Raw genomic sequence first — 13,395 nt, forward strand, 5'->3', positions numbered from 1 at the left:
AGAGGCGGCGATCCGTGGGAAGGCGGCCAGGGTTCATTTCTTGGTAGTGAACGGGCGCGCCTCAATTCAGGACGGTCGTGCCATCACGATGGCTCAGGTGTTGCAGCACAGGATCGCTGGCGTGAACCGCAATCAGGTTCACGCCAGCCGGGAAAATGCGATATTCCAGCTCACCGAGCAGGCTTTCGATGATGGCCTGATCGGACTTGATAATTTCAATCAACAGGATCGGCTTGTGATTCTGCAGCGTCGCTCTGGCCCCACGTAATACCTCGACTTCCATGCCTTCGACATCGAGCTTGATGAAATCGACGCGCTCGAGGGCAAGCGCATCGATGCTCACCATCGGCACGGTTTGCCCGCGTGACGGGTCGTATGAAATGGGTTGGCCGATATCCTCGGTGCTCTCTTGCTGGCGCAATTCGAGGCTGCCGAAACTGGCCTGCGCAAAGTAATCCGGCTGCGGCACGGCCAATTGGCCGTCGCGCTCGCCAAGCGCAGCCAGCTTCGCCCGCGCATTCAGGCAATTGTTGAGGGCGATGTTGCCGGTCAGCGCATAGTAGACGACCTCCTGCGCTTCGAAGCTCAGCACGCGTCCCCAGCCATGCATGTGCCGCGCCCATTCGATCGTATGCACGCCGATGTTCGCGCCACCATCGATCGCCAGAATGCCATCGCCGAAATACTGGCGTCGCCGGTCGAGGAGTGCAAGCACGAATCCAACCTCATTCGCATCGAAACACGACTTCTGCAGGAGCTGATAGCCCACACCGAAAGCACCGCGTGCTTCGCTGACGTTGTAGTCGTTACGGTTGACGATCATCGTGCCGTGATTGGTTGCCGCGAGTATGAATGCGATGGGGCGATTGGGATGTGACATGGTTCAGAGATCCTGGTTAGACGGGCTGATTTTCGATTCGAACGTGCGGTTAAACGCCGGTATGCCGTGAACGGCCGGTCCGCGAATTGTAGGGTCACGGTTATCACGTAATTGGCTGCGGGATCGGTGCCTTGATTTGAGTCTCGCTGCAGCGCGGAAAATGAGCCGGCATGGCAGCAGGGCGGTGTGGCCCGCATGGTGCGGCCAGCTTGGTGCGGCCAGCGTGGTGTGTGCAGGGCGGCACGGCCCGCCTCGCGCGCCGGCCGGGCGGATCGGCGCTAGAATGTTCTGGTCCGCTTTCCCGCGTGAGCCCTCGCATGAAAGTCGCCCTTTTTGTTCCGTGCTTCATCGACGCGTTCTATCCCGAGGTTGGGATCGCCACGCTCGAATTGCTGGAGCGCCTCGGCTGCGAGGTCGACTACCCGCTCGATCAAACCTGCTGCGGCCAGCCCATGGCCAACAGCGGCGCGCGGGCCGAAGCGGCCGGCGCGGAGCGCGTGTTCGCGCGCGCCTTCGAAGGCTACGACTTTATCGTCGGCCCCTCGGCAAGCTGCGTGAACCACGTACGCGATCATTTCACCGCCATCGAGCAGACCGAAGCCGTTCGTGGCGTGCGCGCCCATACCTTCGAGCTCGTGGAGTTCCTGCACGACGTGCTGCGCGTGCGCGAATTTCCGTGGGCTGAATTCCCCTGGCGCGTGGGGCTGCACAACAGCTGCAGCGCGCTGCGCCATCTCCATGAGGCCTCGACTTCCGAGGTGCCGGGCAAGCCCTTTTCGAAGCCACTCGCGTTGCTGCAGGGCGTGAAGGGCATCGAATTCGTGCAGCCGAAGCGCCCCGACGAATGCTGCGGATTTGGCGGCACGTTCGCTGTGACCGAAGAAGCGGTTTCCGTGCGCATGGGGCAGGACAAGGTCGTCGACCACGTGAGCGCGGGTGCGCAATACATCGTCTCGGGCGACATGTCGTGCCTCATGCATCAGCAGGGCTGCGCGGAGCGCATGCAGTCCGACGTGCGCTTCATCCATATCGCCCAGGTGCTCAACGGAGCGCGCGAATGAGTACACCTAAGTCACCCGATGATCGCCCGAAGCGGGTCGAGCATGCGAAGCTCGCGGGCGCCTTTCTTTCACGTCCCGAGCATGTCGACTTCCACGACAAACGGCTCTGGGACTTGCGCATGAAGCGCGATGCGCAAGTCCATGCGATTGCCGAATGGGAGACGCTGCGCGAGCTGGCATCGGCCATCAAGGCGCACACGCTCTCGCATCTGTCCGAGTACCTCGACCAGTTCTCGCGCACCGCCGAGGCGAACGGCGTGCAGGTGCACTGGGCCGATACGGCGGGCGAGCACAACGAGACGGTCGCCCGCATCCTGAGCGAGCGCGGCATCACGGCGCTCGTGAAGAGCAAGTCGATGCTCACGGACGAGTGCGAGATGCGGGCGTACCTCGAGCAGCACGGCATCGCGGTGATGGAAACCGACCTCGGTGAGCGCATCCAGCAACTCGACCGGCAACCGCCGAGCCATATCGTCGTGCCCGCCGTGCACAAGCTGCGCGACGACGTGGCCGAAGTGTTCGGCCGCACGATAGGCACCGACCCTTCCAACAACGACATCCACTATCTCGCCGAGCGCCAGCGCATGAACACGCGCCCGTGGTTCGTGCGCGACAAGACGGCGGGCATGACGGGCTGCAACTTCGCGGTGGCCGAGACCGGCACGGTGGTGGTCTGCACCAACGAAGGCAACGCGGATCTTTCGGCCAACGTGCCGCCGGTGCACATCGTCTCGATGGGCATCGAGAAGCTGATTCCGCGCGTATCCGATCTGGGCGTGTTCATCCGCATGCTCTCGCGCAGCGCGCTGGGCTCGCCGATCACGCAATACACCTCGCATTTCCGCGCGCCGCGCGAGGGCGCCGAGATGCACTTCATCCTCGTGGACAACGGCCGCAGCGCACGGCTTGCGATGCCGGACTTCTGGTACTCGCTCAAGTGCATCCGCTGCGGCGCGTGCATGAATACCTGCCCGGTCTACCGGCGCAGCGGCGGCCTCTCGTATGGCAGCACCTATGCGGGGCCGATTGGCGCGATCATCAATCCGACCTTCGACCTGAAGCGCTTTAGCGCCTTGCCGTTCGCGTCCACGCTCAACGGCAGCTGCACGAACGTATGCCCCGTGAAGATCAACATTCACGAGCAGATCTATCAGTGGCGCGAGGTGATTGCCGCGCAGCACGAAGTGCCGTTCGTGAAGCAGGAAGTGCTCAAGATGGCGGGGCGGCTGCTCGGGAGTCCGAAGATGTATCGGGCTGCCGTGGCATCGCTCGACGGCGCGCTGCGGCGCCTGCCCAATTTCGTGCTCTACAACCCCCTCAATCTCTGGGGCCGGCAGCGCACGCTGCCGCACGCGCCGTCCACGACCTTTCATGCGTGGTACCGCAAGAATCGCAAAGGCGGCAAAGGCGCTAAAGGTGGAAAGGGAGGCGGCGATGGCGAGTCGTGAAGCGTTCCTCGCGCGCGTGCGCGCCGCGCAGCCCGCAGCCCAGGCGCTGCCCGAGGTGCCCTTGTTCGACACGCCGCCCGGAGACTTGCGCGCGCGCTTTGGCGCCGCACTCGCGCTGATGGGCGGCAAAGAAGCGCTGGCCGAATCGGGCGAGGCCGTGCTCGCGCTGATACGCGAGCGCTTCGGCGCGCAGGTGTCGATCGCGTCGGCCGCGCCCGAGGTGCAGGGCACGCGTGCGCTGAACGCGGCCACGCCGCCCGTGTCGCTCGAAGACGTGGAGGTGGGCGTCGTGCGCTCGCGCTTCGGCGTGGCGGAGACGGGCTCGGTATGGCTTTCCGAGCGCGAGTACGTGGTGAATGCGCTGGGCTACCTCGTGCAGCATGTTTACGTGCTGCTCGATCCCGGCGAACTCGTGGCGGGTCTTCAGGACGCCTACCGGCGCGACGACTTTCGCGGCGCGCGCTACGCGGCGCTGGTGACGGGGCCCTCCGCGACGGCCGATATCGAGGGCGTGCTGATACAGGGCGCGCAAGGGGTGAGATCGCTGACCGTGGTATGGATGGCGGCGCGCTGAAATAGTCACGCGGGTAACAATGATCATCCACGTACTACTCCTGAGCGGCTTTTTGCTGGCGAGCATCGCCCTGGTGCAGGCCGTGAGCCTGCGCTTCGCACTCTCCGAATCGGTGCTGCTGGCCGCGTGGGGCTTCGCGCTTGGCGGCATCTATCTCGTGAGTGGCGAGGCCTGGCCGCAACTGGCCACGAGCGTCTTCACGCCGGCGCTCGCGCCGCGTCTACCGCCCGAAGCTTATCTGTGGATCTTCCTGCCGCTCTTGTTGTTTCAGGCCGCGTTGAGCGTCAACGTGCGCGAGATGCTGGGCGACGCCGCGCCCATTTTGCTGCTTGCCGTGGTGGCCGTATTCGTCGCCACGGCGATGGTGGGGGGCGCGATCGGTCTCACGGGCCTTGGCCCGCTCACCGATGGTCTGCTGCTTGGCGCGATGATCGCGACCACGGACCCTTCCGCCGTGCTTGCCGTGTTCCGCGAAGTGGGCGCGCCCGAGCGTCTCGTGCGCCTCGTGGAGGGCGAGAGCCTGCTCAACGACGCGGCCGCCATCGCCATTGCGACCGTGCTGATCGCCGCCATTACCGGCGACACCGCCGCCGCAACGGGTGGTGCTGCGCTGCGCACGCTTGCCATCGAACTGCTCGGCGGCCTTGCAGTGGGCGCGCTTGCCGGGCGCGCGTTCGCGTATCTGCTGCCGGCGCTCGGCGGCGAGGGCAAGGCCGAGATTTCGCTGAGCTTTGCGCTGCCGTATCCGCTCTATCTGTTCGCCGATCAAACGCTCCATGTCTCCGGCGTGGTCTCGGTGGTTGCGGCGGGGCTCGTCATCAGCGGGCTTGGCCGCACGCGGCTTTCGCCCGTGAACTGGCAGCACCTGCAGCTGATCTGGGAGCAGGTGGCGGCCATGGCGGGCGCGGCCATCTTCCTGCTCGCGGCCATGCAGATTCCCGCCACGCTGCGCGACGCGCACTGGCTCGATCTGATCGCGCTTGTGGTGGTGGTGGTGACGGCACTGGTGGCCCGCCTCGTCGTGGCGTTCGGCATGCTGCCGCTCTTGAGCCGCCTGAGGCTCACCGAGCCCGTGAGCGCCGCGTACAAGCTCGTGATCGCATGGGGCGGGCTGCGCGGCGCGGTCACGCTCGTGCTCGCGCTCGGCCTCGCGCACAACGAGGCGCTGCCCGAGACCACGCGCCGCTTCGTCGCCATCCTCGCCACCGGCTTTGTGCTGGTGAGCCTGATCGTGAACGGCTCGTCGCTCAAGCTGCTCATCAAGCGGCTCAAGCTCGATCTGCTTTCGCCGCAGGAGGAGGCGTTGCAGCAGCAGGCGGTGCGGCTGTCTTCGCTGGGCGTGTTCGAGCAGGTGCATCTGGCGGCGCGTACCTTTCGCATACCCGAGTCGATCGCCGACGAAGCTTGCAACAGCTTCAGGCACAGCATCGACCTGAGCGCGACGGCCTTCGATATCGAGGCGGCGCTTTCCGAGCGCGAGCGTCTTGCCATCGGGCTCGCCACGCTCGCGAGCAAGGAGCGCGACCTGATTCCACGGTACGGCAGCGGCATCATCACGATCCGCAATCTCGACGCGATGATGCGCAACACCGACGCGATGATCGAGGCGGCCCGCGAAAGCGGGCGCATTGGCTACCAGCGCGCGGCGGCGAAGATACTCGCCGAGCCGCCGGGGCTGCGTGTCGCGCGCTTCGTGGCACGCTGGCTGCATATCAACCAGCCATACGCGGATGCGCTCGCCGATCAGTTCGAACTCCTGATGTGTCGCCGCGTGGTGCTGCACGAGCTGCTGGAATTCGCCGATGGTAGTCTCACGCCGCTGTTGGGCGAGCGGCTGGCCAAATTGCTCCGCACGATACTCAAGAGTCGCATCGAGAAGGCCGAGCGCGGGCTGGACAACGTGCGGCGGTGCTTTGGCGGGAACGGCGCGGACGCGCTCGAGCGTCGCATGATGCTGCTCTACGCGCTGCGCGAAGGGCGCGCGCGCGTGGTGGCGATGTACGAGGACCGCTCGATTTCGAAGGAGATCTACGATTCGATCCGCCGCGAGCTGGACGCGGCCTGGAAGCGGGCGGTGCCGCGCGCGCATCCGGACTTGCTGCTGGGGGACGGTGCGCACGCACAGGCGGGGGGCGTCGGCGAGCCGAAGGCGTTCGCCGGCACTGGAGCGGACGCGCAATCAAACGCGCAATCAAACGCACAAGCAAACGCGCAAGCAGCGCCCACGCCCGAAGTGCAAGGCACGGCAGCGCCCGTTGCGACGGCGGCACGCGACGATACTCCCGATACCACCGATACCACCGAAAGCACCGCAAGCGACGCAAACGAAGCACAGCGAGGCGCTGCGCCATGACCGAAATCGGGAGCGCACTGCTGGTGTTCGTGCTGTTGCTGGGCGGCACGGGGCTCGGCGTGCTGCTCAAGCCGTTGCTGCCCGAAGAGCATCGCAAGCATGAAACGGTGCAGCTCGTGCAATTGGTGCTCGGCATGCTCGTGACGTTCGCGGCGCTGGTGCTGAGCTTGCTCATCGCGTCGGCGAAAACGAGCTACGACACGGCCACCGACGACATGCGCGCCTACTCGGCGGATCTGATCCAGCTCGACGATCGCCTGCGCGACTACGGTCCCGACGCCACCGCCGCGCGCGACGCCCTGCGCAGCTACACCGCGGCGGCCATTGCCTCCACGTGGCCGCAGGAAAGCCCGCCGCCTGGCGACTACTATCCGCGCGTGCAACCCGCAACCGACGGCGAGATCGAAAGCAAGACGCTGGGGGCGCTGCTCAATACGGTTGGCCAGGAGATCGGCCGTTTCGAGCCGCACGAACGTTATCAGGCTGCGCTCGCGGCGCGCCTGACCGATCTGTTCGGGCGCGTGCGCGATGCGCGCTGGCGCCTGATCGAAGAGGCGCACGCCACCATCTCGCGGCCCTTCTTCGCGATGCTCACCTTGTGGCTCATGCTGATCTTCCTGAGCTTCGGCCTGATCGCGCCACATAACGCGCTCGCCATGGTGATGATCGTGCTGGGTGCGGTGTCGATTTCGTCGACGGTGTATGTGATCGTCGATTTCGACACGCCGTTTACGGGGGAAATCGTGATCCCGAGCGATTCCATGCGCGACGCGCTTGCCCATATGAACCGCACGCTGGCGCCGCAGGCGCCACAGCAGCAATGAGCGGGCTGGCGCTCGTGTAATCGCGAGCCTTCGCGTGGCATTGCCCGCCGTGCTCGCGCCGTGCCGCTTCTTGCCACACGTGCGCTAGACTCGCTCTTCGATTCGAGCATGGAAAAGGAGGTGCCCGATGCTGCGCAAGACTCTCAACGCGTCGCGGCTGCAGGAGGAAGTGAAGCGCCGGATTCACCGGCTGCAGGAAGTCGTGGACGACGGCGTGAAGATCGGCGTGCCGCGTCCGCAACTGCAGACCCCCGACCGCACGGGCTGCAACTGGACGATGCGCAATTTTGGCAACGCGGCGGGGTTCGAGGCGAGCATCGCCGGCGTGCTCGCGCTGGTGCAGGCGGAGTACAACCTCTCGGCGTCCGGCGGGGAGGAGAGCGAGGCGCCGCGCGCTCCAGTTGACGACCCGTTCGGCGGCACGCACGCACCGGCGAGCGTCGATCCGTTCGGTGAACCCACGCCTGCGCCGGCAGCTAATCCGTTCGCCGAGGCGAAGCCGTCCGATCCATCGAAGGCGGGCGGCGACCCGTTCGGCACGGCTTCGTCTGAGAAGGGCAGCGCAAGCGAACCGGCGCCGCGCAAGCGCTCGGCGAACCCGTTCGGCGACGATTGATGCCGCCGATTGACGCCGCCTCATGCGCCGCTTTTGAAGGTACATCTCAGGCCGCCTGCAGCCTGAGCTCGCGGCGCTCAGCTTTCCTCAGGCGCCTTGCGCGGACGGCGTGCACGCGCCGTTGTCTTCTTCGGCGCTTTTGCTTTCTTCCTGGCGGGTTCGCGGTCCGCGTCGGCTTCAGGCGCGGGCGGCTCCGTCACCTCGCGCGGCTCCGCATGGGCCTCCTGCGCCGCCGGCGGGGCGGCCTTCTTGCGTGCGGCGCTCTTGCGCGATGCGGTCTTGCGTGCGCGTCGCGGTGCTGCGGGCGCTTCGGGGGCATCAGGCGCTTGATGCGCTTGATGCTCTTGATGCGCCTCGGCCGGCGCCCCGCCGGCCGTGCTTTCGTGCGCGCCGTGCGGCGGCTGTCCGAACAGCGGCATGTCGGCGGCGTGCCGCGCTTCGTCGTGCTCGTGGGCGTGCCCATGCGCGTGTTCACGTGCGCGCTCGCGTGCACGCGCGCCACGCGATTGCGTCTTGGCGGTCTCGGTGAAGAGGTCGCCGTTCGACATCGCCGCGCTGGCTTCGGACTCGCGCGTTTGTTCGAATTCGAACGACACGTGCGCCTCGGCCGTTTCCTGCGCCTCGCGTACTTCGCGCAGGTCGCTCGTTTCGCGTTCCTGCTCGTGCCCATTCTCGCCCGCCGCAGCCGCACCGCGGCCACCGCGCCGGCCCTTGCGTCGCGAGCGCGATTCGTCCGCGCGCGGTGCCGGGGCTTCTTCCACCGGGCTCGTCGCGGCGCTCGCCGGCTGGCTTGTGCGCGTCACATAGGTGCCCGACTTCTCGTCGCGGCCCACTTCGAGCAGGCCGCGCGCCTGCGCCTCGTCGAGCAGGTTGCCGAACGCGCGGAAGCCGTAGCGCGCCTCGTTGAAGTCGGGGCGGCGCCGCTTGATCGCGCTCTTGAGCACCGAGGCCCAGATCTTGCCGCTGTCGCCGCGTTCGTAGCCGAGCGCGTCGAGCGTCTCGACCACTAGCGTGATCGCCTTGGACTTGCGTTCCTCGCCGCGCTCCTCGGCGCTCTCGGCGGCGCTTTCGGCAGTATTGCGCCTGTCGTCGCCAGGCTGGCGCTTCGCGTTCGCACCGCTTTCGCCGCGGGCCTTGGCGCGCTCTTTTTGCTCGCGCGCGAGCTCGCGCACCAGGTCGTCGTAGAAGATGAACTCGTCGCAGTTCGCGACGAGCAGGTCCGAGGTCGAATGCTTCACGCCCACGCCTATCACCTTCTTGGCGTTTTCGCGCAGCTTGGAGACGAGCGGCGAGAAGTCGGAGTCGCCGCTCACGATCACGAAGGTGTCCACGTGCGACTTCGTATAGCAGAGATCGAGCGCGTCCACGACGAGGCGGATATCGGCGGAATTCTTGCCCGACTGGCGCACGTGTGGAATCTCGATGAGCTCGAAGCTCGCTTCGTGCATCGACGCCTTGAAGCCCTTGTAGCGGTCCCAGTCGCAATAGGCCTTCTTCACGACAATGCTGCCCTTGAGCAAGAGCCGCTCGAGCACGGGCTTGATATCGAAGCGGTCGATCTTCGCGTCGCGCACACCGAGCGCGACGTTCTCGAAGTCGCAAAACACCGCCATGCTGACGTTTTCCTGGGGGGAGGCCATGTGATTCGTTCGTTCCATCTACAGTTCGAACGCACATGATAGCCCCTTGGCGTGACACCGGCTGAAAACACAGGCAGCCGCCATGCATGCACACATAACGGCGCCCACATGCCGTGCATCTCTGGAGGGCGCTGGTCAGGCCATGCGGTTGTGTGCACGGGCATAGTTCATTTGGACGATGCACGCGTTTTAGTGCGAGATCAGCATCTTTTTTCACGCGTTCGTCACACGGGCTGCCTAACCTTCGCGGCTCCAAACGGCGTGCATGCAGCGCGTACTCACAAAGAATCCCACAACAACTCCACAAAACAGAGGACATCCATGGCTATACGTTTCCGGGGCAAGCTCTGGGCGCTTTACGCGTCCGTCTTCGCTGCGCTTTTCGCCGCGCTCTTCGTGAGCGCCTGCGGCTCTTCTTCAACGCCTGCCGCAACCGGCCAGCAGCAAATCCGCCACGTCTTCGTCATCACGCTCGAAAACGAGAACTACGCAAGCACCTTCGGCTCCAGCTCGAAGGCGCCCTATCTGGCCCAGACCCTGGCTTCGCAGGGGGCGCTCGTGCAGAACTACTACGGCACGGGCCACGTGAGCCTCGACAACTACATCGCGATGGTCAGCGGCCAGGCGCCCACCCCGCAAACCGATAACGACTGCACGGATTATGAGGACTACAACCTGACCGGGATGACCTCCGATGGGCAGGCGATCGGCACGGGCTGCGTGTTCCCGGCGAGCATCAAGACGCTGCCCGACCAGTTGAAGGCGGCGGGCTACACGTGGAAGGGCTACGCGGAGGACATGGGCAACGACCCGGCGCGCGAAGCCGCCACCTGCGGCCACCCGGCCCTGAACACCGCGGACCAGACGCAGCGAGCGGAAGCGCCGAGCGCGGCGGTGCCGCAGGGCGACCAGTACGCGACGCGCCACAATCCGTTCATGTACTTCCACTCGATCATCGACTCGCCCGACTGCGGGACGAACGTCGTGAACCTGAACCAGCTGCAGAATGACCTGCAATTGACCGTAACCACGGCCAACTTCAACTTCATCACGCCGAACCTGTGCAACGACGGCCACGACTCGCCGTGCGTGAACGGCCAGCCGGGCGGCCTCACGAGCGCCAACGCGTTCCTGGAAAAGTGGGTGCCCATTATTACGGCCTCGCCCGCGTTCCAACAGGACGGACTCCTGATCATCAATTTCGATGAGAGCAGCTACGCGAGCCAGACGCTGAACACGAGCACGAAGCCGGCCACGCTGACGCTGACCTATGCGGGCGGCACCTGCTGCAGCGAACAGCCGGGGCCGAACCTCGCGGCGTTCCCGCAGTCGCAGGCCTACGGCTCGGTGCCGGCCAGCGCGATTCCGGGTCTGCCGGCGGCGCTCGGCAACATCGCGCTCGTGATGGCGAAGTCGAACTACGGCGGTGACCAGACGGGCGCCGTGATGATCTCGAAGTTCATCAAGCCGGGCACGGTCTCGACGGTGCCGTACAACCACTATTCGATGCTCAAAAGCATCGAGGACATCTTCGGCCTCAGTCATCTCGGCTATGCGGGGCAGACGGGGCTCGCGGGCTTCGGCAACGACATCTTCACGAACCTGTAAGCCTATGACGGCCCCTTTCGTGACCGCGGCCGCGAGCCGGACGGCGCGCAGCGCCGTCAAGGCTGCGCGCTTCGTACCGGCCACCGCCGCGGTTGCGGCGGTGGCGGCCATCATGGCCATAGTGGCAGCGAGCGCACCGGGGATCGCGCATGCTCAGGCCTCGCGCATCGCATCCCCGGCGGTGGCCCCGCAGGCCGTGGCAAAGCCCGTCTATAGCGACACCGCTGCGCTCGGCAAGCTGCTGTTCTACGATCCGTCGCTCTCGGCTTCCGGGCGCATGTCGTGCGCGAGTTGCCACAGCCCCGCGCATGCCTACGGGCCGCCGAACGGCCTCGCCGCGCAGCTCGGCGGCGCCGATCTGCGCTCGCAGGGCACGCGCGCCGTGCCGACGCTGCGCTACGTGCTCGATCGCACGCCCATCTGGACGCATGTGCAGGCGGCCAGCCTCGGCGAGCGCTTCGAGGACGACAACTCGCCTGCGGGCGGTTTCGGCTGGGACGGGCGCTTCAACCGCCTGCGCGACCAGGCCACGTTTCCGCTCTTCAATCCCGGCGAGATGGCGAACCGCGACGCGGCTTCGGTTGTCGCGAAGCTCGCGCGCGCACCGTACGCGGCACGCTTCAAGCAGGTCTTCGGCGAGACGGTATTCGACTCGCCGCAAGTGGCGTTGCGCGAGGCAATGACCGCAATCGAGCGTTACGAGCTCGAAGAGCCCGACTTTCACCCGTACACGAGCAAGTTCGACGACTACCTGGACGGCAAGGCGCAACTCACGGCGAGCGAGCGGCGCGGCAAGAAGCTCTTCGACGATCCGAACGGCGGCAATTGCGCGTCGTGTCATATCGACCAGCCCGGCGCGAACGGCGCGCATCCGCTCTTCACCGATTTCCAGTTCGAGGCGCTCGGCGTGCCGCGCAATCCCGAGCTGCGGGTCAATCGCGATCCGGCGTACTACGACGAGGGGCTATGCGGGCCGTTGCGCCACGATCTCGCCAGGGACCAGACGATGTGCGGTCTCTTCAAGACGCCCACGCTGCGCAACGTGGCGACGCGCCAGGTGTTCTTTCACAACGGACGCTTCCATACGCTGCGCGACGCGCTGCGCTTCTACGTCGAGCGCGACACGAGTCCGCAGAAGTGGTATCCGCGTGACGCCCACGGCCAGGTCGTGAAGTTCGATGACTTGCCGCCGGCGTTGCGCCGCAACGTCGACACCATCGACGCGCCGCTGACCGGCAAACTGGGTGGCAAGCCGGTCTGGAACGCGCGCGACATCGACGATGTGATCGCCTTTCTGAAGACGCTCGACGACGGTTACCGGCCAGGCGCGCAGCCGGCGCACGGGCCGTGATCCCTATGCTTCACGCCGCCCGCGTGGCCGGCGGCGCGTAGCCGAGCAGGGCGCTCGCGGCAGCCGCTTCGCGGCGCAGCGCGTCGGCCACGGGGCCCTCGGGCGACGCGTCGAAGCCGCCGGTCGCGCCGAGCGCCGTGAGCACGGCGCAGAGCCTGCCCGTGTGATCGAAGAGCGGCGCGGACACGGCGCTGATGCCCTTGAGGTTCGTGTCCTTCACGCTCGCGCAACGGTGTGCTTCGACTTCGGCCTGCACCGCGCGACGCAAGCTGTTGACCGGGGCGCCGGCGTGGCTTAGCGTTTCGTTGTCCGTACCGTCGCGCGCTTCATCCGCTTCGAGCAGCGCGCGCAACGCCGGGGCCGCATGCCTGAATTCTTCCTGCGCCAGCGCGAGCACGCGCGAGTCGTCGAGCAGCCCGAGAAAGACGCGGCCCGTGGACGACCACAGCAGCGACATCACCGACCCCACGCGCACGTTCACCGTGACCGGCAGGCCCGGCTCCTCGAAGCGCACGATCGTGGGTCCCATATTGCCCATCACCGCGACGAACGAGGTCACCTCCAGCGCCTCGCGCAGCCGCACGAGCGCGGGCTCGGCCGCGCGCACGGGATCGGCCTGGCGCATGGCGGCCACGCCGATCATCATGGCTTCCGCGCCGAGCAGATACTGCTGCGTCGCGCTGTCCTGCACGACGAGCCCTTCCTCGATGAGACTCACCAGATAGCGGTGCACTTTGGCGGGACTCTCGCTCACGTAGCCCGCGAGATTCGAGAGGCTCGCGCGGCCGCCCAGGCGCGCGAGGCCCTTGAGCACGGCCATGCCGGTTTGCGCGGACTGCACGCGCTGGCGGCGCTCGCGCGGCGCGGCGCCGGAGGGCGCGGCACTGCCGGCCGGGATCGGCGGGGTGGGCACGCCAGCGCCTGGGCGGGATGGCTTCTTGGTCGCCACGCGATGCGTGGCGGCTTGCGCGGGTGTCGTGGATGCGGCTTTTTTAATCATTCAGCGATCCTGGTGACGCCGCCCCGCCATGCGCGTGACG

10 protein-coding genes and 1 pseudogene are annotated in these 13,395 nt (G+C 66.4%); 8 read left to right on the forward strand and 3 right to left on the reverse strand.

The window, feature by feature from the left end; genetic code table 11:
* Positions 1-61: 61 nt before the first annotated feature.
* Positions 62-880 (reverse strand): FkbM family methyltransferase, encoded by an 819-nt coding sequence (locus tag EYW47_RS04595; protein ID WP_133193711.1) that lies wholly within the window; start codon positions 878-880, stop codon positions 62-64.
* Positions 881-1,197: 317 nt separating this feature from the next.
* Here EYW47_RS04595 and EYW47_RS04600 point away from each other — a divergent pair, with 317 nt between their 5' ends.
* From EYW47_RS04600 to EYW47_RS04625, 6 genes and pseudogenes are all read left to right on the forward strand, one after another.
* Complete coding sequence (locus EYW47_RS04600; protein WP_133193712.1) at positions 1,198-1,941, forward strand: (Fe-S)-binding protein; 744 nt, start codon at positions 1,198-1,200, stop codon at positions 1,939-1,941.
* Positions 1,938-3,389 (forward strand): lactate utilization protein B, encoded by a 1,452-nt coding sequence (locus EYW47_RS04605; protein WP_133193713.1) that lies wholly within the window; start codon positions 1,938-1,940, stop codon positions 3,387-3,389. Before EYW47_RS04600 ends, EYW47_RS04605 begins: the two co-directional genes overlap by 4 nt.
* Entirely contained in the window at positions 3,376-3,963 is a 588-nt protein-coding gene (locus tag EYW47_RS04610) for a LutC/YkgG family protein (RefSeq protein ID WP_133193714.1), read from the forward strand. The genes EYW47_RS04605 and EYW47_RS04610 overlap by 14 nt, the downstream gene beginning before the upstream one ends.
* Positions 3,964-3,982: 19 nt before the next feature.
* A complete protein-coding gene (locus EYW47_RS04615; RefSeq protein WP_133193715.1) occupies positions 3,983-6,316 on the forward strand; it encodes a cation:proton antiporter in 2,334 nt (777 codons plus the stop codon).
* A complete protein-coding gene (locus EYW47_RS04620; RefSeq protein WP_133193716.1) occupies positions 6,313-7,140 on the forward strand; it encodes a bestrophin-like domain in 828 nt (275 codons plus the stop codon). Before EYW47_RS04615 ends, EYW47_RS04620 begins: the two co-directional genes overlap by 4 nt.
* 127 nt (positions 7,141-7,267) lie before the next feature.
* Positions 7,268-7,501 (forward strand): annotated as a pseudogene (locus EYW47_RS04625) (hypothetical protein); the annotation flags it as partial.
* Positions 7,502-7,833: 332 nt separating this feature from the next.
* Here the strand turns inward: EYW47_RS04625 and EYW47_RS04630 are convergent.
* Entirely contained in the window at positions 7,834-9,396 is a 1,563-nt protein-coding gene (locus EYW47_RS04630) for an NYN domain-containing protein (RefSeq protein WP_133193717.1), read from the reverse strand.
* A 321-nt stretch (positions 9,397-9,717) separates the two neighbouring features.
* Between EYW47_RS04630 and EYW47_RS04635 the strand changes: the two genes are divergently transcribed.
* Together EYW47_RS04635 and EYW47_RS04640 are read left to right on the forward strand one after the other, a co-directional pair.
* Complete coding sequence (locus tag EYW47_RS04635; RefSeq protein ID WP_133193718.1) at positions 9,718-11,004, forward strand: alkaline phosphatase family protein; 1,287 nt, start codon at positions 9,718-9,720, stop codon at positions 11,002-11,004.
* Positions 11,005-11,116: 112 nt separating this feature from the next.
* The gene (locus EYW47_RS04640) at positions 11,117-12,355 is read left to right on the forward strand and encodes a cytochrome-c peroxidase (RefSeq protein WP_133194188.1); all 1,239 of its coding nucleotides are present in this window, start codon (positions 11,117-11,119) and stop codon (positions 12,353-12,355) included.
* Between the two features lie 10 nt (positions 12,356-12,365).
* On the opposite strand, the gene EYW47_RS04645 is transcribed toward EYW47_RS04640, so the two are convergent.
* Positions 12,366-13,355 carry an IclR family transcriptional regulator gene (locus EYW47_RS04645; protein ID WP_133193719.1) on the reverse strand — a complete coding sequence of 330 codons (990 nt, stop codon included), beginning with the start codon at positions 13,353-13,355 and terminating at the stop codon, positions 12,366-12,368.
* Positions 13,356-13,395 lie beyond the last annotated feature (40 nt).

Origin of the sequence: Paraburkholderia silviterrae (assembly GCF_004353915.1) — a bacterium.
In the GTDB taxonomy this organism is placed as follows: Bacteria; Pseudomonadota; Gammaproteobacteria; order Burkholderiales; family Burkholderiaceae; genus Paraburkholderia; species Paraburkholderia silviterrae.